Genomic DNA, 19,373 nt, shown 5'->3' with positions numbered 1-19,373 from the left:
CCACCGCAGAAGGGAAAGACCAAGGAATGCCTCCATGAGCAGGGAACATGACCACAGCACAATGCTTCCCGCTTTCATGACAGCGGCACCGCCCCCGTCAGATCCGGGGGCTTTTTCAGCACCTCTGCATGAGTAAAATACAGGCGGTCCCGCGCGGGATACCAGAAATACTCGGCCCCCACCCAGCCCTGCTCCAGCAGCTCCATCACCACCCAGACGTGCTCGCCGTCCTCCGCGACGCACCAGACCTGGAGGGCCAGGATGGGCCCCAGTCCCAGATCCTGCCTCACCTGATCCATCGTATGGGCCACCAGGGTGTCCACAGTCCCGCCCCCTCTTTCCCAGGTGAGCAGCGCGTCCTCCGCCAGCACCCCCTGGGTGGGGCCGCCCAGGAAGAAGAGGAAGAGCAGCACCGTCGTCAGCCAGGAGAGGCCCCGCCAGGCTCCCCCTGTTCGCTGCGGGCGGGCCGCTGTCTTGACCCGCACCGCTGTATCGCACTCCCCGAAGCACAATGGCGTGCTCCACAGGCTCCGCCCGGCCCCCATCTCCACCAGGGTCCTGGCGTACTCCCGCCGTTCCTCCGGCTCCAGCTCCTTCAGAACGGCCGCGTCGCATGCCAGCTCCAGGTCCCGACAGAAATATTTGTAGCCCAGCCAGATCAGCGGGTCCCACCAATAGAGAAATACCCCCATGTTGGCCCACCCCTTGAACCAGAGGTGCCCCAGCCTGATATGCTCCAGCTCGTGGCGCAGCACCAGGGCTCGCTGCTCCGGGGACAGCTCCCGCTGGAGGCAGATCACATATTCCACCGACCCCAGCCATCCCCTGCTGGTGAGGAAGCTGGTGGGCAGTCCCTCCACCAGCCGGATCTGGATCTTCCGCGTCTCCTCCTGGAGGACATGCTTGGTCAGAGCCTCCTCTCCGCCCAGCGGCTCCCCCCTGCGCAGCAGCTCCTTCAGCCGCCTGTCCTGTCGGCAGGAAAAAACGATCCCCAGCACCAGGACGCCCAGACACAGCAGCGCGGCTGCCCCGGCTATCCCCTCCCCGATTTCCACCGGCACCACCGCCCCGCCGGGCAGGGACAGATGGTACACCCCCGCCCCGTGGTAATCCATGGGCAGATAGGCGGGGATTGAGGTCGTCCATCCGCCGTCCTTTACCCGCCCGGTGATCAGGTCACGGAAGGTGACGGGCAGGATGTGGACCAGGCTGAGCAGGCCGTAAAAGCTCGGACTGTACAGGCTGATCCAGCCCACCACCCAAAGGGCCACCCGCTGCCCCGGGGAGAGTATCCGCACCAGCAGGGGGCGCAGCAGAAACAGGGCGGCGAACATCATTCCCACTGCCAGCCCCAGATTGATCATCATAAACATGCCCACAACAAAAAATCGGCCGATCATATCCGCTCCTCCCCTTTCTCTCAGGCTCAGTCCACGGGATAAAACTGAGTGCAGTCCGCCAGGTCATGGGGCCGGCCCTCCTGCCGGAGCTGGATCATCCCCATCTTGCCGCTCTCCCCCAGCACGCACCGGAACGCCCGCCAAGTGCCCACGCTGGTCTCCAGATAGATCCAGCCCCCTGTGCCCTCCCACTTCCACCAGCCGGCGGCGATGCTCACCCCGGAGAGCAGGTCCCCCTTCTCCTCCAGCCGCCGGATCAGCTCCTCCACCACCTTCTCCGGCGCCTCCTCCATCTGCGTCAGGTTTCGGGAGAGATCAGTCTCTGTCACTCCCCCCGGCACGGCCGGCGCCCCCGCAAAGAGGAGGAACACCAGGGCGGCACAGAACAGCCCGGTGAGGCGGCGCACAGGGGTCAGGGGACGCCAGGCCACCGCCGCCCGCACCCGCAGGGCTCCGTCGCACTCCCCAAAGCACAGCGGGGCCTCCCACAGACGCCGCCCCGCCCCCAGCTCCACCAGGGTCTTGGCGTACTCCTTCCGCTCCTCCGGCTCCAGCTGATCCAGGGTCCTCTGGTCACAGGCCAGCTCCATATCCCGGCCCATATACCGAAATGCCAGCCACAGGATCGGATTCCACCAGTGGAGCAGCAGGCAGGCACCCCTGAGCCCGGAGAAGTACCCATGGCGGAGATAGATGTGGTTCAGCTCATGGCGCAGCACCAGGGAAAGCTGCTCTTTGGGCAGCTCTGCCTGGAGGTACACCGAATCCCCCATGACAAAGCTAGTGGGCAGCCCGGGGGTGATCCACGCCCGGATCTTTCCGGGCTGCATCCAGAGCTCCAGCCGGTCGGCCCCCAGGGCCACCAGCTCCTTCTCCTCNTGGCGCAGCACCAGGGAAAGCTGCTCTTTGGGCAGCTCTGCCTGGAGGTACACCGAATCCCCCATGACAAAGCTAGTGGGCAGCCCGGGGGTGATCCACGCCCGGATCTTTCCGGGCTGCATCCAGAGCTCCAGCCGGTCGGCCCCCAGGGCCCCCCGCTCCTTCTCCTCCAGCTCGCTCCCCTGCCGCCCCCAGCACATCGGGGCGAAGGACCGGTGACAATACCACAGGAGCAGCCCCCCCGCCGCCGCGGCCCACAGGAGGGACAGGGCCAGCAGCGGACCGCTGTTCAGCTCCACCGCCGCAGTTTCCCCGCCGGGCAGGACCACGGGGTACTCCCCCGGCCCGTCGTAGGCGGGCGGCAGGAAAGCCGGCGCGCCGAATATCCCGCCCGGCCGGGGTCCCAGCAGGTCCCAGACCGTTACCGGCAGCACCCTTACCAGGCTGGTCAGCCCCCACAGGTTCCCAAATATGCCGATGCTCCACGCTACATACCAGACTGCCACCCGCTGCTGGGGGGTGAGGAGCCGGAGGAGCAGAGGGCGCAGCAGGATCAGGACGGCCAGGACGACCCCCAGTGCCAGCCCCGCGTTCAGGTGATTCAAAAATATGGTGAGCCACGTGTTCAGTCCGTCCACGGTCAGTCCTCCCAGGTGTGCTGGTCGATCAGGTCCTTCAGCTCCAGTGCCTCCTCCATGGTCAGCTTCCGCCCGCTGAAAAAGGCGTTGAGGAAGGGGGCCATCCCCCCCGCCTTCACCGCCAGCTCCTCCCCTTGGGCTCGGATGACCTGCTCCCGGGTCAGCAGCGGGGTGACCACCGCGCGCTCGTTTCTGGCCGCCCCCTTCCGGCACAGCTTGCGCAGCACCGTATAGGTGGTGCTCTTGGTCCAGCCCAGCTGCTCCCGGCACAGAGTCACCAGCTGGGTGGAATTCACTGGTGCACTTTCCCACAGCACCTCCATCAGCCGGTATTCCCCGTCAAACAGCTTTTCCACCGTCCGTCCCCCTTTAGGTTTATTCTAATAAACCTCTCTTTCACTGCAAGTTTATCGTAATAAACCTCTCTTGTCAAGAGCCTGATTTCCCTATCGGACTCCGGAGCGGGCAGCGGTACACCCTGCATAGGCCCGCACAGGCTCGCCCGTCTCATCCCTGAAAACGATTTACGGGCGGCCCCGCGGGGCCGCCCGTAAGCGAAAGGATCTTTTTTGTTCAAGCTGATTCGGTGAGCCGGAGCTCCCCGTCTCCGCTCCTGCCGCGCGTTCCAGTCAAAAGCTCTATTGTTTCCTCTCCAGCAGCTCCAGCAGCAATCGCTCGTTCTCCCGGGCCGCCCGGCTCAGGGCGGCGGATTTCACCCGCAGGCGTTCCAGGCTCCCCTCATAGTCCGCCATCAGGCGGTCCGCGGCGGCGATGGCCTCCTCCCGGCGGAAGTGATGCACATCACCGGCGGAGGGCATGTCCAGCTCCTTCAGATAGCTGGCCACCTTGGGATCATAGACCAACCCCAGCACAGGGACCGCCATCCGGGCGGAGAAAATCAGGGTGTGCAGCCGCATAGCCAAACACAGCCTGCCCTCCCCCAGCACGGCCATCAGCTCCCTCGGGGTGCAGGGGGCGTCCAGCAGATGGGAGGGGCACTCCATAGCGCTCCGCACCTGGGCGGTGGCCGCCCGGTCCCGGCAGGGCTGCATCATCAGGAACAGGATCTCCATCCCGCAGGTCCGGTAGAGATGGTCGCACAGGGCGGCCAGCTCCCCGGCGAAGCTGCCCGTATCCGGCCAGTCCCGCACCGAGACCGCCGCGAAGGGAGTGCCCCGCTCCAGCCCGGCGGACCGGAGCAGTTCCCCGGCCCGCTCCTTGGGGGCGGGATCCAGGTTGAACACCGGGTCGGCCGTGACGTGGAGATCTGGACGCTCCACCCCCATCTCCACCAGTTCCCGGGCGGAGCTGTGGTCCCGCAGGGTCACCAGAGCGGCCCGCTCCACTGCCCGCTTCACCCGGCGGCGGTTGGCCGGCTTCTGCACCGGCCCGATGCCGTTGGCGTAGAGCATCACCGGCTTCCCCATCCACTCGGCACAGCGCACGATGGACAGATAGTAGAGGAGGGAGCGGGTGGAGGTCCGGTCCTGGAGCAGGCTGCCCCCGCCGGACAGCAGAGCGTCGCATCGGCGCAGGGCACCGAACACCTTCCAGAAACGGAAGCGGGGGATGGCATTCATGCCGTAGTGCCGCTGGGTCTCGCGGGGGTCGTTGGACAGCACGGTGACCCCCACCTCCCCACTGGCCTCCAGAATGCTCTGGTGGATGGCCTCCAGGATGGCGTCGTCCCCCGCGTTGGAAAAGCCGTAGTAGCCGCTCATGACCACCTGGTACTTCCGGCGGCGCACCTGCTCATACATGGCCAGACAGTCCGCTGCCATCCGGCGCACGGAGTAATACTGGAAGATCACCTCCCGGCCGTAGGCCCCCGCCGCCTCCTTCTTCTCCGGGGAGAGGGACAAGACGGCGGCCACATCGGCCAGCAGACGCTCCGGAGTGGACATGGGCAGTCCCCGACAGCAGAAGTTGCCCAGCCGGGCCTCCTCCAGCTTCTCCGGACCGAAGAGGCCCTGATACCCCTCGTTTCCCGCCACGATGACGGGCTTGGCGGCGGACATGGCCTCCAGCGCCGACCGGGACACCCCTACGAAGATGTCCCCCGCTGCCACGATCTGATTGATGTCGGTGCGTGGGCCGGTCATCACCACGCAGGTGCGTCCCATCCGGGCGTTCACCGCCTCCGCCTGCTCTTTCAGCTCCCGGAACACGTTGCCCCCTCCGGCGATGAGCAGCTGCACCCCGGGCACCGCCCGGTCCAGCTCCTCCGCGATCTGGATCAGCTGCCGGGCCACCAGGGCCCGGTCCTCGTCCATCCGGCTCACATAGGAGACCACCGGCCTGGACCGGTCCAGGCCGAACTCCTCCACCACTGACTGGCCGGAAGTCTGTGGAGAAAACTTCTCTGTATCGATGCCGTTGATGGTCACAGAGATGTGCTCCTCCGGCACCCCGTATTCCCGGATCAGATACGCCTTGATGTCATCGGAGACGGCGACGGTCCGCTGCCCCCAGTTGGTGAGGTAGCGCAGCCCGCCCTTGGTGGTGAACACCCAGTGGGCGGTGGTGACGAAGGGGAACTTCATCGTTCTCTGGAGGGTGCCGCACAGGAAGGCGGGGATGCGGGCGTGGGCGTGCACCACGTCCGGCCTCTCAGTACGGATGATCTCCTTCAGCAGCTTTCGGGAGCGGAGCATGCATCCGGCGTCCCGCCGGTGCATGGGGACCTGGTAGTGGCGGATGCCCGCGGCCACGATCTCAGGGACATAGACACCGCCGTTGGAGGCCACCACGATGTCGTGTCCCTCCGCCTTCAGCTCCTTGGCCAGCTCTACGATATGGGTCTCCGCTCCGCCGATATCCAGGCCCATAGTGGCCATCAGGATCTTCATGTCTGCCGCCCCTTTTTAAAAAATCTCTGTCACTGTGCCGATGAACTCCGCGTATTTTGTGCAGAAGGTCCGGGAGGAGTTGACCCCCAGCTCATACACCCGATTCAGGGTATAGCGTCCCGACTCGCTCACCAGGCCGGTGCCCTCTACGGTGATCAGCATGTCCACGCCATCCTCCACCGTGGCGGCCGCCACGGTGCCGTCGTCAAACTCGGCCAGCTTGGTGCCGGGCATGAGCTGGATGTCGGTGATGGTGCCCAGGGTGCCGCCGCTGCTCCGGTCCGGGTCAAAGAGCTGGTCGCCCTCCCGCACTGCTTCGGCCACATAGGTCCGTATCCCACTGGCCAGGATCTGGTAGGTGATGGTCTGGTCCGCCGTGTTGGTGCTGGTGATGGCCATCTGGGTGTTCTTGGTGTACAGGGCAAAGCCCATCACCGCCACCACTACGATGACCAGCAGGTCGATGACGCTGATGAAGCCGAACAGGCGGCCGTTGCGGTCGATGATCTTTTTCATCCCTGCTCCCCCCTCTCAATGGAAACCACGGGCCCGCTGCCCATATAGCCGGAGCCCCGGACATAGGCGGTCACGCCCACCCGCAGCTTGAAGCCTCCGCCCAGCAGGAGGGAGTCCTCTCCCTCGGTATAGGGGGCCTCCACTGTCACCAAAGCGTCCTCGTAACCCTCGATCCCGGCGAGGACAAAGGCCTTGTCCTCGTGATCCTGGATCAGAGCCTGGGCCGGCACTGTCTCCACAGACACCACTGTGCCCAGCTCGTAGTTCTTCACGGTGTCCACCAGCTGGTCCCCGGGCTTGATCCGCTCGCTGGCTCCCTGGATCATCTTCTGAAATCGGATGGTGTACTGCACCGTCCCTGCCGCGGAAACGGCCCCTTCCGCCGGTGCGGCCGCCGGCTTTATGGCGCTCCACACCAGGAATGCCCCCACCGCCAGGGCCAGTACAAGGACGATGCTGTCAAACAGGTTCAGTCGGAAGCGGAATTTCGGCTTATTTGGTTCCATGAGATACTCCTTTCAGGACGTCCCGGTAGACGTCCTCCACATGCTTGGCAAAGATCTCGCCGGTATAGTTTTCTTCAAAGGACCGTTTGGCCCCCTCTCCCAGCCTGCGCAACAGGGCGGGGTCATCCATCAGCCGTGCCACACAGCCGGCCAGGGCCTGGCTGTCCCGGTTGGGGAAGACCAGGCCGTTCTCTCCGTCCTGGATCAGCAGGGGGTTGCCCCCGATATCGCTGACCACGGCGGGCAGGCCGAAGCTCATGCCCTCCAGCAGGGAGAGGCTGGTCCCCTCGCTCTCGGTGGAGGCGTTGATCTGAGCGTCCATGGCCCACAGGGCCCGCTCCACCCGCTCAATAAAGCCGGCAAAAAACACTGTCCCCTGGGGGAAGGACACCGCCCGCAGCCGCAGGGCAGCCTCGGCGCTACCCTCTCCGGCCACCAGCACCTTCACCCGGCGGCCCTGACTGAGCAGCTGCTCCGCCGCATCCAGCAGCACGCTGTGCCCCTTGTACTCCTCCACCCGGGCCAGGATGCCCACCACGAAGTCCTCCGGCCCAAAGCCGTACTCCGCCCGCAGTGCGGTCCGCTCCTCCTCCGTAGGGGCCTCCAGGGGAGCCACACCGTTGAAGAGCACGTGGATCTTCCGATCCGGTACGCCGGACTGGAGCAGCAGCTCCCGCACCGATGGGCTCACTGCGATGGCCCCGTCGGACAGGCAGGCATCCAGCACATGGCCCGCCAGACGGCCCACCGGGCTTCCCATCACCCGCCCCAGGGGGAAGACACAGTGCTTGGTGTAGATCACCTTTTTGCCGCACAGCCGGGCAGCCATCCGTGCGGACATGGAACCGTGGGTGTGGACCAGATCCGGGTCCACCGCCCGGATGACCCGGCGCAGGGGAGCCACCGCCGACAGATCCATGGACCGGTCCGCCATGGCGTCGATCTCATGGACCGGCACCCCCAGCGCCTCTACAGGTCCTTTCAGGGCGCTGCCCCGTGGGAGCACCACCTGGGACTGGAACTGGCTGCGGTCCTGACAGCTCAGATAGTTGAGCAGGCTGCGGCCGCCGCCGCCGATATTGGTGTCACTGATGACCTGTAAAATGGTATTCACCGGTCCTCCACCTCCTGTTCCGCCAGCCGGGCAAAGCTGGCTCCCAGGGCCAGCACCGCGAAGAAGAGCAGGGCCACCCTGTAGTTATAAAATGTGTAGTCGGTCATGCTCTGGGCCATGAACCCGCCCACGCCGCCGATGGCGCCGGCCAGATAGCACCGGGCCCGCCAGCTCCGGTTCCGGGAGAGTGCCGAGCAGATCACCCGGCAGAAAATGAAGATGATCAGCAGGAACACCACCAGGGCCACCACGCCGCCGTCCGACATGATCTGCAAAAAGAGGTTATGGGCGTGCTGAGCATTGGCTGCGTTGTAGCTGTATGCCGGGTAGACCAGATTGAAAGCCCCGGTGCCCGGCCCGATGCCGCACAGCCAGTAGTCCTTCAGCATGGCTATGGTGCCCATCCAGATAGACACCCGGTAGGACGTGGAGGTGTCCTCCAGGTTTCCGATGCTGGTGAAGCGGCTGATGACGGTATCCGGCAGCACAAAGTAGAGGGCCACCAGCGCCACTGGGAGCACCACCGGCGCCAGCACCAGCACCCGGGGGTTGAGGAGCACCAAAAAGATCATCCCCGCGATCAGCAGGCCAAGCCAGCCGCCGCGGGACATGGTGAGCACCATGCACAGGCACATCACCCCGCAGCAGGCCAGCAGCACCAGCCGTTTCCCGGTCCCCTTGGCGGTGAGCAGGGCCGCCCCGCCCAGGGAGATCATCAAAATCAGATACTCGGCCAGCACATTGGGGTTCTGGAGGGTGGAGTAGACCCGGATGGTGACCGAGGAGAACATGTCGCTGTCCACCCAGGCGGCATCCCCCGTGGCGCCCAGCACATACTGGCCCACGCCCAGCAGAGCCACCACGCCTCCCGCCAGCACCATGAGAAACACCAGCTGTTCCGCCCGCTCCCAGCTGTCCACGGCGTTCTCCACCACCAAGGCGAAGACCATGAAAAAGACCATCAGCAGGCCGGGGAACAGGCTCTGCCGGGGCGTGACGGAGGTGGCCGTGGCCGCCAGATACACCGCCGCGTACAGCAGGATATACCGGTTGACCGGGGAGTAGGCCAGGGGCCGTGCCCGGTCCCGGACCAGATTCAGTGCCAGGGAGGAGAAGGCCACCGCCGCCAGAGCCAGTACCGCCATAGTGGGCAGCAGGGGGGCCAGCACCACCGCCGCAGAACACCAGAGGGTCAGGCACAAAAAGATGCTCCCCCCGAACAGGCGCTCCAGTCCCAGCCTGCGGTACAGGGCGCACAGCCCGCCCCGGATCAGGTCCCACAGTCGGAAAAAGACACTGGATTCCGCCGCCTGCCGGCCCGCCATTGGGGCCACGAAGGCCCGGACCACCCGACTTCTCTGCCACTGTCCGCTGAACCACAGACAGATGGCGGTGAGCACCCGCCCCAGTATGCTGCTGTTCCAGATCTCTATCGCTCGATTCATTGCATCAGCCTCGTTTCCACACTCGTTTCACCATCTTCAGGGCCAGCTGCCCCTCGTCCAATCTCAGCAGCACCGCCGCCGGGAAGTAGACGGCCACACCAGCCGCCGCCGAAGCCCCCAGGGTGAGCAGCTCCCCCGCCTTGCCGGGCAGCAGGCCCTCTGTCAGGCCGGCCACCGCCCAGGCGCCCACCGCCATCAGCGCGGTGGCCAGCGCCATCTTCCCCAGGTCCAGCAGGAAACTTCGGCTGAGGACCCCCTCCCCCCGCAGCTCCAGGGGGATGTCCAGCAACAGGGCGTAGACGGTGGAGGATACAGCGGAGGAGAGGGCCAGACCAGCCACCCCCATCCTCTGGGCCAGCGCCATGCACAGCAGGACATTGACCAGGATGGAGGCCGCACCGGCCGCCAGGGGCACCTTCCCCTTCTGCCGGGCGAAGTAGGCCCGGCTGAGGATATTCTGGACCGCGTATCCCGTCATCCCCAGCGAGACCCAGAACAGTCCCTGGGAGGTGATGGAGACGGAAAAATCATCAAAAGCGCCTCCTCCATAAATAAAGGAGATCAGCGGGCGGGAGAGCACCATCAACCCCGCCGACATGGGCAGGACGAAGAACAGACAGCCGTGCAGGGTGGTCCGCAGCGTCTCCCGGAACTCCCCCTCCTGCTCCCGGCCGGTGAGGCGGGACAGCTTGGGAAAGATCACATTGGTGACGGACAGGACGAACACCCCGGCGATCACCAGATACAAGTTGGTGGAAAACTCGATGGCGGACACTCCGGCCCCCTCGTACAGTCGGGACCCGAACTTGGAGTTGATAGTCAGGTTGATGGGCTGCACCCAGGTGGAGACCATCACTGGCAGCATCAGGGCAAAGACCTTCCGCATCCCCTCGGAGCGCAGCTCCAGCCCCGGCCGGTAGCGGAAGCCCAGCCGGCGCAGTGAGGGCACCTGGACCGCCGCCTGGAGGAACCAGCCCACCAGAAAGGCAACGGCCAGGCCGTAGATGCCGAACTGCTGGTCCAGCGTCAGGTAATAGAGAATGATGACCAGGTTGGACACCACGCTGATCAGGGCAGGGACATTGAACTCCCCCAGGGACTGGAGCACTCCCACAAAGGAGAAGGCCACCCCGGTGAACAGCACCGTGGGGAACATCACCCGGGTGAGGGAGACGGCCAGCTCCGCCGTCTGGGCATCATATCCGTCGGCAAACAGGCTGACCAGGGGCCCCGCGAACAGGATGCCCAGCACCGACAGGACCGCAGAGAGCAGCCCCATCACGGTGATGAAGCAGCCCGCGAAGCGGAAGGCCGGCTCCCGCCCCTTCCGGGTGAGATACTCGCTGAACACCGGGATAAAGCAGGCCGAGATAGCGGAGGCGAACACCGCGTCAAAAAACACCCTGGGGATCCGGCTGGCTGTATTGAAGGCGTTAGCCGCCATCCCCGTCCCGTAGTAAACCGCCAGCAGATGGTCCCGGTACAGCCCCAGCACCTTGCCCACCAGGGCGATGATCATCACGATGCTGATGGTCCGTGTGGCATGGTCCTGCCGCTCCTCCATCGCGCCACCTCCTATGGATCCCCAATAAAATCGTTTTATTTTACACCACCCCTCCGACTTTTTCAACCGTTGGCCCGTGTGTTCATAGGATGTTCACATTTTTCCGAAATCTGTACACTTTTTTCCATTGAAAGTGCCCTGCTCCACTGCTATAATAAGGAATTAGTTTTGCTGTCCCCACCACCTGTCCTAACCATGTGAAAAGGAGTATCCATGAAACATCGTCATTTCACCCAAGCTGCCCGCCGCCTCACCGCCTTGACGCTGGCGCTGCTGCTGGCACTGCCCTCGGCCTACGCCGCCGCAGGCTCCCCCCAGCTGCGCACCACCCGGGAGCTGGCTGACGGCCTGACCTATTCCAACACCATCACCAGCCACTCCGCCGCGGGCCGGGTGGAGAGCTTCTCCCTGGAACTCTCTCCGGACAGCCGGGAGGTGGAGCCCATCTTCCTCCAGGCATCCGGCACCGCCTACGGGGCCGGCTCCATCAATCTGGCGGTCAGCTATGCCCAGAGCCTGGGCTACCACGTGCTGGGCGCCATCAATACCGACTTCTTTGCTCCCTCCACCGGCGTGCCTCTGGGTATCTCCATTGAGGACGGCATTTATAAATCCAGCCCGGAGGCCGAGGCCGCCGTGGTCATCACCGATGGTGAGGTGGAGCTGGTAGAGCAGCCCCAGGTCACCCTCACCCTCACCAACGAGTCCACCGGAGGCCAGACCGTTCTGACCCACCTGAACAAATACCGGGCCGACTCCGGCGGGCTCTACCTGTTCAACTATGATTTTTCCACCGTCTCCACCCACACCAGCACCCCCGGCTGGATGGTGCGCATGGAGCTGACCGATCCCGACGACACCCTCTCCGTCTCCGGCCGTCTGGAATTGGAGGTCACTGAGCTGCTCCGCACCGACACCTCAGTGGTCATTGGCGAGAACGAGTACATATTGACTGCCGCCGACGCCGGCGGCCTGGAGTCCGTATTCCAGAGCTTCCAGGTGGGCGACCGGGTCACCCTCCGCACCGACTGCACCTCCTCCACCCTCGAGGACGCCCAGTGGGCCAGCGGCGTGGGCGATGTGATGGTCCGGGACGGACAGATCACTGACTCCACTGCCTGGACCTATGTGGAAAAGGGCCGCGACCCCCGCTCCGCCCTGGGCGTGCGGGAGGACGGCACCCTGGTCCTGTACGCTGTGGACGGCCGCAGGAGCGGCTACTCCGGCGGACTGAGCCAGCTGGATCTGGCGGAGGAGATGCTCTCCCAGGGCTGCGTCTGGGCGGTCAACCTGGACGGCGGCGGCTCCACCGCCATCAGTGTCTGGGTCCCCGGCCAAGAGGGCCCCTCCATCGTCAACATCCCCTCCGATGGCAAGCCCCGGGCCTGCGCCACCTACCTGCTCCTGGTCTCCCGGGATGAGGGTGACGGCGATCCGGACCGGCTGGTGCTGAAAAATGACGGGCTGGTGGTCCTCACCGGCACCTCTGTGGACCTGGGGGAGACGGCCGTGCTGGACAGCGGTCTGAACATCCTTCGGGATGACCCAGGCGAGGTGGAGATCTCCTCCCTGGACGACCTGGGCCGGGTGGAGGACAACATCTACACCGCCGGCAGTGACGCGGGCACCGATACCCTGGAGCTCTGGTCCCCGGATCTGGATGTGGAGGGCACCGCCCAGATCCACGTAGTGGACCATCTCACCGGCCTCACCGTCTCCCGGGAGAACAGCACCGACGCCCTCACCTCCCTCACCCTGGAGCCTGGAGACCAGGTCCAGCTCACTGCCCAGGGTACCTACTGGTCCCGGGCTGCCATGCGGGACGTGGGAGCCATCTCCTGGACGGTGGAGGGCAGCATCGGCTCCATCACCGAGGACGGACTGTTCACCGCTGAGGGTCCCGGGGGCGCCTCCGGAACCCTCACCGCCTCTGCCGGCGGGCAGAGCCAGACCATCATGGTCTCCCTGGAGAACTCCCACGAGGACGTGCCCGAGGGGCACTGGGCCTACACCGCCGTGGACTACTGCTATGCCAACGGCCTGGTGGGCGGCATCTCGGACACTGAGTTCGGCCCTGACCTGCACATCCGCCGGGGCGACTTTCTGCTGATGCTCTACGGCGCGGCGGGTAAGCCGGCCGTCACCTCCCCCGCCTCCTTTACTGACGTATCCCCCTCCGACTACTACTACACCGCTGTGTCCTGGGCCCAGGCCAACGGTCTGGCCACCGGCGTGGGGGATGGCACCCTGGCTCCCGCCTCTGATGTCACCCGGGAGCAGGCTTTCACCATTCTGAACCAGGCCCTGCCTCTCCTGGGCATCACCTGCCAGCCCGGCGCTCTCACCGTTCTGGATCAGTTCGGCGACCGCGCCTCCCTCTCCGACTGGGCTGCCCAGCACGCTGCCACCCTGGTGGCCTATCAGATCGTGGGCGGCGACACCGACGGCAACCTGAATCCTCAGGCTTTCCTCACCCGCGCTGAGATGGCCGCTCTGCTGTATAAGCTGTCCAACTATACGCCTCCTGCCGATCTGGACCCCGGCGACCTGGTCCAGCCGGAGGAGGACCCTCAGCCGGGCGGCACCGCCGACCCCGGCCAGGCAGAGGGCCCGGGCCAAACTGCTGATCCGGACCAGCCGGAGGACCCGGGACAGACCAGCCAGCCGGAGGAGCCCGCTGTCCCCGTGGAGGGCATCACCCTGGACACCGGCGAACTGACCCTCCAGGCCGGCTCCAGCTATCACTTCACCCCCACGCTCTCCCCTGAGGGAGCCGCCGGCACCGTCGTCTGGACCAGCACCGTGCCCACTGTGGCGCCAGTCACCAGCGACGGCACCATCACCAACCTGAACACCACCGGCGGGCAGGTGAGCGTCACCATTACCGCCTCCTGCGGGGACGCCTGCACCAGCGCTGTGGTCCTCTGCGACACCGCCGCCTCCGCCGGCACCGTCCGCGGGGCGGAGAACGGCCTGAACGTCCGTTCCGGCCCCAGCACCTCCCACTCTGTGGTGGGCTATCTGCGGGAAGGAGGCAGGGTCATCCTCCTCGCTCCGCCGGAAGACGGCTGGCTCCACGTCTCCTACCTCACCCAGTCCGGCCAGGCCGCTATCGGCTATGTCTCCCTGGACTATATCGTACTGGACTGATCTCAAGGCAAATAAACAGCAGAAGGCCGCCGGCGATGCCGGCGGCCTTCTGTGCTTTCTTATCTATCCTCTCTGTGTCCAGCTCCGCTGCCTCCTTCAGAAGAACAGCGCCAGCACTGAGGTGAAGATCCCACACACGCAGATGGCGATGGAACTCATGGCCCCCTGGAGGGGGCCGATCTCTAGGGCCTTGGAGGTACCCACGGCGTGGCTGCTGGCGCCTATGGCTACCCCCTCCGCCACCGGGTCGGTGATGCGGAAGCATCTGGCAAACAGAGGAGCCAGCATGGCTCCTTCCACTCCCGTGATGACCACGGCGGCCGCGGTGATGCCGGGGATGCCTCCCCCGCTCTCCGAGATGCCCAGCGCGATGGCTGTGGTGACACTCTTAGGCAGCATGGAGGCAGCAAGCATCTCCTCGGCGCGGAACAGCCGGCACAGCAGCAGCACGGAGCCCATGCTGGCGGCGCTGCCCGCCAGACACCCTGCCAACACGGGGAGAAAGTGTTCCCGCAGCACCTGCCGCTGTTGATAGATATTCAGGGCCAGCACCGCGGTGGCCGGGCCCAGCATCAGCTTTACCAGCCCGCCGCCGGCATTGTAGCACTCCAGGGGGACGCGTAATACTGTCAGCGCCCCGATCACCAGCAGGGAGGCCACCAGCACTGGGTTACAGATCAGCAGTCCTGTCCGTCTCTGGAGCTCCACCCCCAGGCACCAGCACCCCAGGGTGAGGGCTAACCCGAAAAACGGGGAGGAAGTCACCGCTTCAAACATGACGCCCTGCCTCCTTTCTGCTCCGCCGCATCAGCAGCTGGACCGTCCAGGCGGCCGCCAGATAGACCACCGGCGTAGTCAGAAAGGTAACGGCCAGAAAGGGCAGGGCCTGGGCCCTCAGGACCTCTACATATTCCATGGTCCCTACTAAGGAGGGGATGAAAAACAGCCCCATGTTGGTCACCAGGAAGCGGGAGACTGTCTGGATCCGCCGCTCCTTGACCACGCCGGTCAAGAGCAGGGCCATGAGCAGCAGCATGCTGATGACGCTGGCGGGGAAGGCCACCGGAAGCAGGGCGGCGATCCCCTCCCCCGCCAGGCACAGGGCAAAGATCAGGCTGAGTTCAGTCAGGATATGCAACAAAATCACCTCAACAAGAAGCACTCAAATACAGGACCGCCGCGGCACGCGCGGCGGTCCTGTCTCTCGATCTGTGGTCTGGGGAGCTCACTCCCACACTGCGGTGGAAAAGTAGTCCTCCGGGGTCTCCGCCCGGCGGATCAGGCGGGTGGAGCCGTCCTGGCACAGCAGCACCTCAGCGGAGCGCAGCCGGCCGTTATACTGGTAGCCCATGGCGTGTCCATGGGCACCGGTGTCGTGGATGACCAGCAGATCGCCCATGTCGATCTTGGGCAGCATCCGGTCCACCGCAAATTTGTCGTTGTTCTCGCACAGGGCCCCGGTAACGTCGTACTTGTGGTCGCAGGGGGCGTCCTCCTTACCCATGACGGTGATGTGGTGGTAGGCCCCATACATGGCGGGCCGCATCAGGTTGGCTGCGCAGGCGTCCACCCCGATGTACTCCTTGTAGATGTGCTTCTCGTGGGTGGCCCGGGTGACCAGACAGCCGTAGGGTGCCAGCAGGAAGCGGCCCAGCTCGGTGCAGATGGCCACATCCCCCATCCCGGCGGGGACCAGCACCTCCTCATAGGCGCGGCGCACCCCCTCCCCGATAACGGCGATGTCGTTGGCGGGCTGCTCCGGGCGGTAGGGCACCCCTACGCCGCCGGACAGGTTGATGAAGGTGATGTGACAGCCTGTCTCTTCCTTCAGCTCCACAGCCACCCGGAACAGAATCCGGGCCAGGGCGGGGTAATAGTCGTTGGACAGGGTGTTGGAGGCCAGGAAGGCGTGGATGCCGAACTCCTCCGCCCCCAGCTCCTTCAGCCGGCGGAAAGCCTGGGTCAGCTGCTCCCGGGTCATGCCGTACTTGGCGTCCCCCGGGTTGTCCATGACCTGGAAGCCCTCCTCAGACTCCCCCAGAGTGAAGGTCCCGCCTGGGTTGTATCGGCAGGAGATCCGCTTGGGAATGGATCCGATGGTGTCCTTTAGAAAGTCGATGTGGGTGATGTCGTCCAGGTTGATGGTGGCCCCCAGTTGGGAGGCCAGGGCAAACTCCTCCGCCGGGGTGTCGTTGGATGAGAACATGATCTCCTCTCCCCGGAAGCCGCAGCGGTCGGACATCATCAGCTCGGTGAGGGAGGAGCAGTCCACGCCACATCCCTCCTCCCGCAGGATCTTCAAGATCTGGGGGTTTGGGGTGGCCTTGACGGCGAAGAACTCCCGGTAGCCGGGGTTCCAGGAGAAAGCCTGGTACAGGCGGCGGGCATTCTCCCGGATTCCCTTTTCGTCGTACAGGTGGAATGGGGTGGGATACTGCTCTGTGATGGCCTGGAGCTGCTCCAGGGTGACAAAGGGCTTTTTCACGGGCAGACGCTCCTTTTTCAAATCTGTCAGGCGGTCCCGGGCCGGATAGCCCGCCGCCCCAAGAAAAAAATCGTTTTTATTGTATCGTATCCCCCATACGTTGTCAATCAACACAACCTCCAACCTGTTCCCCCACCCGGGCCCTCCTTTGGTGATTCCGGAAAAAAAGACGAAATTCGGCAATAAGACTTGCGTGTCTCCCGCTCTTCTGGTATGATTGTTCGGAAATGGAAGGGAGGAGAGGTCCATGACCGTGCTGTACGGGTCGCTGTATCGGGTTTGGGGGCCTCTCTTCTGTTCCGCAGGCGGGCAATCACCGGTGTGATTGTCTTTTTTTGTGTGTCAGAGAAAGTGAGAAGGGAGTTTTATCCATGAATCCAAACGAACCCATCCGCGACGCCCGGAAGCTGGGCACCCCCAAGATGCTGGTGCTGGGCCTCCAGCACATGTTCGCCATGTTCGGCGCTACCATCCTGGTCCCCATCCTGGTCCAGCAGTACGGTCTGCCCCTGGACATCCAGACCACTCTGTTCTTTGCCGGCATCGGCACCCTGTTCTTCCATGTGTGCACCAAATTCAGGGTGCCTGCCTTTCTGGGCTCCTCCTTTGCCTTCCTGGGCGGCTTCAGCACCATGGCCAACCTGAACACCGGCATCTATGCGGACATGTCTCCCCAGGATAAGCTGGCCTATACCTGCGGCGGCATCGTGGTTGCCGGCCTGCTCTACCTGGCGCTGGCCCTGGTCATCCGCCTGGTGGGCGTGAAGAAGGTCATGCGCTTCCTGCCCCCGGTGGTCACCGGCCCCATCATCGTGTGCATTGGCCTGACCCTGGCCCCCTCTGCGGTGAGCAACGCCTCCACCTGCTGGCCTTTGGCCCTGATCGCCCTGGCCACCATCATCATCTTCAACATCTGGGGGAAGGGGATGTTCAAGATCATCCCCATTCTGATGGGCGTGGTGGTCTCCTATATCGCCGCCCTCATCATGAACGCCTGCGGCGTCACTGTGCTGAACGCCGCAGGAGAGGCCATCCCCCTCATCGATTTCACCGCCGTGCGCGAGGCCAGCATCCTGGGCCTGCCCCCCTTCCAGATGGCCAAGTTTGACCTCACCGCTATCCTGGTGATGGCCCCCATCGCCCTGGCCACCATGATGGAGCACATCGGCGACATGTCCGCCATCTCCGCCACCGTGGGGCAGAACTTCATTCAGGAGCCCGGCCTGCACCGCACCCTGGTGGGCGATGGCATCGCCACCTCCCTGGCCGGCATGTTCGGCGGCCCCGCCAACACCACATATGGCGAGAATACCGGCGTCCTGGTCCTGTCCAAGGTCCATGACCCCCGGGTCATCCGTCTGGCGGCCGTCTATGCCATCGTGCTCTCCTTTATTCCCAAGATGGCCGACATCATCGGCTCTATGCCCTCCGCCATCGTGGGCGGCGTGTCCTTCATTCTCTACGGCATGATCTCCGCCATCGGCGTGCGCAACATCGTGGAGAACAACGTGGACCTGACCAAGTCCCGCAACCTCATCATCGCCGCCGTCATCCTGGTGTGCGGCCTGGGCTTCTCCAGCGGCATCACCTTCACCGTGGCCGGCACCTCCATCACGCTCACCGGCCTGGCCATCGCCGCCTTGGCGGGCATCCTGCTCAACGCCATCCTCCCCGGCAACGACTACGAGTTCGGCGTCAATCCCGAGGGCGACCAGAACCGCGGTATCCATCAGTGAGCTGGCGGCGGCCCTTTCCCCTGTCAGCGGATGCGGCCCTCTTTCATGAGAGGGCCGCATCTTTTTTCGTGGGATTTCCGCCCCTTCGGCGTATCTTGAGATAGAAGAAAACTCAGGGAGGTGAGTCGGTTGGACCCTGTCAACTGGTTGGAGCGGCTCCGTGACGGCGACCCCGCCGCCATGGAACCCCTTCTGTCGGAATACGGCCCCATGATGGACTACATCGTCCGGGGCATCCTCTCTGACGTCCACGCCCGGGAGGACTGCCTCGCTGAGGTCCGGGCTAAGCTGTGGGAACGCCGCCTGCTCTATGACCCCGGACGCGCCTCTCCCGCCGCCTGGATCACCGCGCTCTGCCGGAACGCGGCCTATGACCGGCTGCGGGCCCGCCGGCGGCAGGAGGCGCGCACGCGATCATTGGAAGAGGACCACCCCGACCCTCTCCCCGGCCCGGAGGAGGCCCTGCTCCGCCAGGAGCGGGCCAACGAACTGTCCCGGGCGCTCTCCTCACTGAGCCGGAGGGACTATCTGCTGTTTTACCGCAAGTATTACTACCTTCAGTCCACCGCCCAGATCGCGGCAGAGCTCGGGGTGACGGAGCGGGCGGTGGAGGGCAGGCTCTACCGCCTGCGGAAAAAGCTGCAACATCTGCTGGGAGGTGAGCTGTGATGCGAACAGACGACTTTGACCGCCATATCATGGAGGAGCTCTCTCAGATCCCGCCCGCCGAGCTGCCGCGCTTCACCCCGTGGCGCCCCGCTATGGACCGTATCGTAGTGGGAACGGCCCTGCTCACTTTCCGGTTCCAGTTCTTCTATCTGCAATATCTCCTCCCGCTGCTGGGCGCTGTCCTGGTGTATCTGGGCTACCGCTCCCTCCGCCTTGAGAACCGCTGGTTCCGTCTCGGCTGGCTGTTGTCCGCCCTTCTGCTGGCGTCCCATATGGCCCTCGACGTGCTCGCAGCCACGCCTGTGATGGCGATGCTTGCGGCGTCTCCCGCTGTGGACGGGACCCTTACCTGGCTGCTTCAAGGGGCCTCCCTGCTCATGCTGCTGGCCCTGTGGCGGGGGACCCGGGCAGTCTTTCTCTCC

At 64.7% G+C, this 19,373-nt stretch carries 15 protein-coding genes and 1 pseudogene; 4 read left to right on the top strand and 12 right to left on the bottom strand.

Going from position 1 to position 19,373, the window contains the following annotated elements; translation table 11 throughout:
* Positions 1-74: 74 nt before the first annotated feature.
* From BN1969_RS07540 to murJ, 9 genes are all read right to left on the bottom strand, one after another.
* Entirely contained in the window at positions 75-1,400 is a 1,326-nt protein-coding gene (locus BN1969_RS07540; RefSeq protein WP_050623738.1) for a M56 family metallopeptidase, read from the bottom strand.
* A 26-nt stretch (positions 1,401-1,426) separates the two neighbouring features.
* Positions 1,427-2,173 carry a M56 family metallopeptidase gene (locus tag BN1969_RS19175; RefSeq protein WP_423243658.1) on the bottom strand — a complete coding sequence of 249 codons (747 nt, stop codon included), beginning with the start codon at positions 2,171-2,173 and terminating at the stop codon, positions 1,427-1,429.
* A gap of 746 nt (positions 2,174-2,919) precedes the next feature.
* The gene (locus BN1969_RS07530) at positions 2,920-3,273 is read right to left on the bottom strand and encodes a BlaI/MecI/CopY family transcriptional regulator (RefSeq protein WP_077138727.1); all 354 of its coding nucleotides are present in this window, start codon (positions 3,271-3,273) and stop codon (positions 2,920-2,922) included.
* A gap of 282 nt (positions 3,274-3,555) precedes the next feature.
* A complete protein-coding gene (gene csaB / locus BN1969_RS17520; protein WP_050623736.1) occupies positions 3,556-5,766 on the bottom strand; it encodes a polysaccharide pyruvyl transferase CsaB in 2,211 nt (736 codons plus the stop codon).
* Between the two features lie 15 nt (positions 5,767-5,781).
* Positions 5,782-6,282 (bottom strand): DUF4330 domain-containing protein, encoded by a 501-nt coding sequence (locus BN1969_RS07520; RefSeq protein ID WP_050623735.1) that lies wholly within the window; start codon positions 6,280-6,282, stop codon positions 5,782-5,784.
* Positions 6,279-6,788, bottom strand: coding sequence for a DUF4330 domain-containing protein (locus tag BN1969_RS07515; RefSeq protein ID WP_050623734.1), 510 nt, complete (start codon positions 6,786-6,788; stop codon positions 6,279-6,281). Before BN1969_RS07515 ends, BN1969_RS07520 begins: the two co-directional genes overlap by 4 nt.
* The gene (locus BN1969_RS07510; protein WP_050623733.1) at positions 6,775-7,902 is read right to left on the bottom strand and encodes a glycosyltransferase; all 1,128 of its coding nucleotides are present in this window, start codon (positions 7,900-7,902) and stop codon (positions 6,775-6,777) included. Before BN1969_RS07510 ends, BN1969_RS07515 begins: the two co-directional genes overlap by 14 nt.
* Entirely contained in the window at positions 7,899-9,347 is a 1,449-nt protein-coding gene (locus BN1969_RS07505; RefSeq protein WP_050623732.1) for an O-antigen ligase family protein, read from the bottom strand. Before BN1969_RS07505 ends, BN1969_RS07510 begins: the two co-directional genes overlap by 4 nt.
* Positions 9,348-9,351: 4 nt before the next feature.
* A complete protein-coding gene (gene murJ / locus BN1969_RS07500) occupies positions 9,352-10,911 on the bottom strand; it encodes a murein biosynthesis integral membrane protein MurJ (protein ID WP_050623731.1) in 1,560 nt (519 codons plus the stop codon).
* A gap of 213 nt (positions 10,912-11,124) precedes the next feature.
* Here murJ and BN1969_RS07495 point away from each other — a divergent pair, with 213 nt between their 5' ends.
* On the top strand, positions 11,125-14,061 hold the full coding sequence (locus BN1969_RS07495; RefSeq protein WP_050623730.1) for an S-layer homology domain-containing protein: 2,937 nt from the start codon (positions 11,125-11,127) through the stop codon (positions 14,059-14,061).
* 96 nt (positions 14,062-14,157) lie between these two features.
* Here the strand turns inward: BN1969_RS07495 and BN1969_RS07490 are convergent, their stop codons facing one another.
* The 3 genes from BN1969_RS07490 to BN1969_RS07480 form a co-directional block, all read right to left on the bottom strand.
* Positions 14,158-14,838, bottom strand: coding sequence for an LrgB family protein (locus tag BN1969_RS07490; protein WP_050623729.1), 681 nt, complete (start codon positions 14,836-14,838; stop codon positions 14,158-14,160).
* The gene (locus BN1969_RS07485; RefSeq protein ID WP_050623728.1) at positions 14,831-15,199 is read right to left on the bottom strand and encodes a CidA/LrgA family protein; all 369 of its coding nucleotides are present in this window, start codon (positions 15,197-15,199) and stop codon (positions 14,831-14,833) included. Before BN1969_RS07485 ends, BN1969_RS07490 begins: the two co-directional genes overlap by 8 nt.
* A gap of 87 nt (positions 15,200-15,286) precedes the next feature.
* Positions 15,287-16,546, bottom strand: a complete 1,260-nt coding sequence (locus BN1969_RS07480) for a diaminopimelate decarboxylase (protein ID WP_050625428.1) — start codon at positions 16,544-16,546, stop codon at positions 15,287-15,289.
* A gap of 371 nt (positions 16,547-16,917) precedes the next feature.
* Here BN1969_RS07480 and BN1969_RS07475 point away from each other — a divergent pair, with 371 nt between their 5' ends.
* The 3 genes and pseudogenes from BN1969_RS07475 to BN1969_RS18215 form a co-directional block, all read left to right on the top strand.
* The gene (locus tag BN1969_RS07475; RefSeq protein WP_050623727.1) at positions 16,918-18,282 is read left to right on the top strand and encodes a uracil-xanthine permease family protein; all 1,365 of its coding nucleotides are present in this window, start codon (positions 16,918-16,920) and stop codon (positions 18,280-18,282) included.
* Positions 18,283-18,411: 129 nt separating this feature from the next.
* A complete protein-coding gene (locus tag BN1969_RS07470) occupies positions 18,412-18,951 on the top strand; it encodes an RNA polymerase sigma factor (RefSeq protein ID WP_050623726.1) in 540 nt (179 codons plus the stop codon).
* Positions 18,948-19,373, top strand: a pseudogene (locus tag BN1969_RS18215) (hypothetical protein); the annotation flags it as partial. The gene BN1969_RS07470 and the pseudogene BN1969_RS18215, both read left to right, overlap by 4 nt.

Source organism: Clostridium phoceensis (assembly GCF_001244495.1).
Taxonomy (GTDB): Bacteria; Bacillota; Clostridia; order Oscillospirales; family Oscillospiraceae; genus Lawsonibacter; species Lawsonibacter asaccharolyticus.
This window is presented reverse-complemented; position numbering and strand designations above follow the sequence as displayed.

Coding starts and splice junctions, on each gene's coding strand:
- BN1969_RS07495 (WP_050623730.1), top strand. CDS start 11,125: ATGAAACATCGTCATTTCACCCAAGCTGCCCGCCGCCTCACCGCCTTG.
- BN1969_RS07520 (WP_050623735.1), bottom strand. CDS start 6,282: ATGAAAAAGATCATCGACCGCAACGGCCGCCTGTTCGGCTTCATCAGC.
- BN1969_RS07490 (WP_050623729.1), bottom strand. CDS start 14,838: ATGTTTGAAGCGGTGACTTCCTCCCCGTTTTTCGGGTTAGCCCTCACC.
- BN1969_RS19175 (WP_423243658.1), bottom strand. CDS start 2,173: ATGGGGGATTCGGTGTACCTCCAGGCAGAGCTGCCCAAAGAGCAGCTT.
- BN1969_RS07475 (WP_050623727.1), top strand. CDS start 16,918: ATGAATCCAAACGAACCCATCCGCGACGCCCGGAAGCTGGGCACCCCC.
- BN1969_RS07540 (WP_050623738.1), bottom strand. CDS start 1,400: ATGATCGGCCGATTTTTTGTTGTGGGCATGTTTATGATGATCAATCTG.
- BN1969_RS07515 (WP_050623734.1), bottom strand. CDS start 6,788: ATGGAACCAAATAAGCCGAAATTCCGCTTCCGACTGAACCTGTTTGAC.
- BN1969_RS07505 (WP_050623732.1), bottom strand. CDS start 9,347: ATGAATCGAGCGATAGAGATCTGGAACAGCAGCATACTGGGGCGGGTG.
- murJ (WP_050623731.1), bottom strand. CDS start 10,911: ATGGAGGAGCGGCAGGACCATGCCACACGGACCATCAGCATCGTGATG.
- csaB (WP_050623736.1), bottom strand. CDS start 5,766: ATGAAGATCCTGATGGCCACTATGGGCCTGGATATCGGCGGAGCGGAG.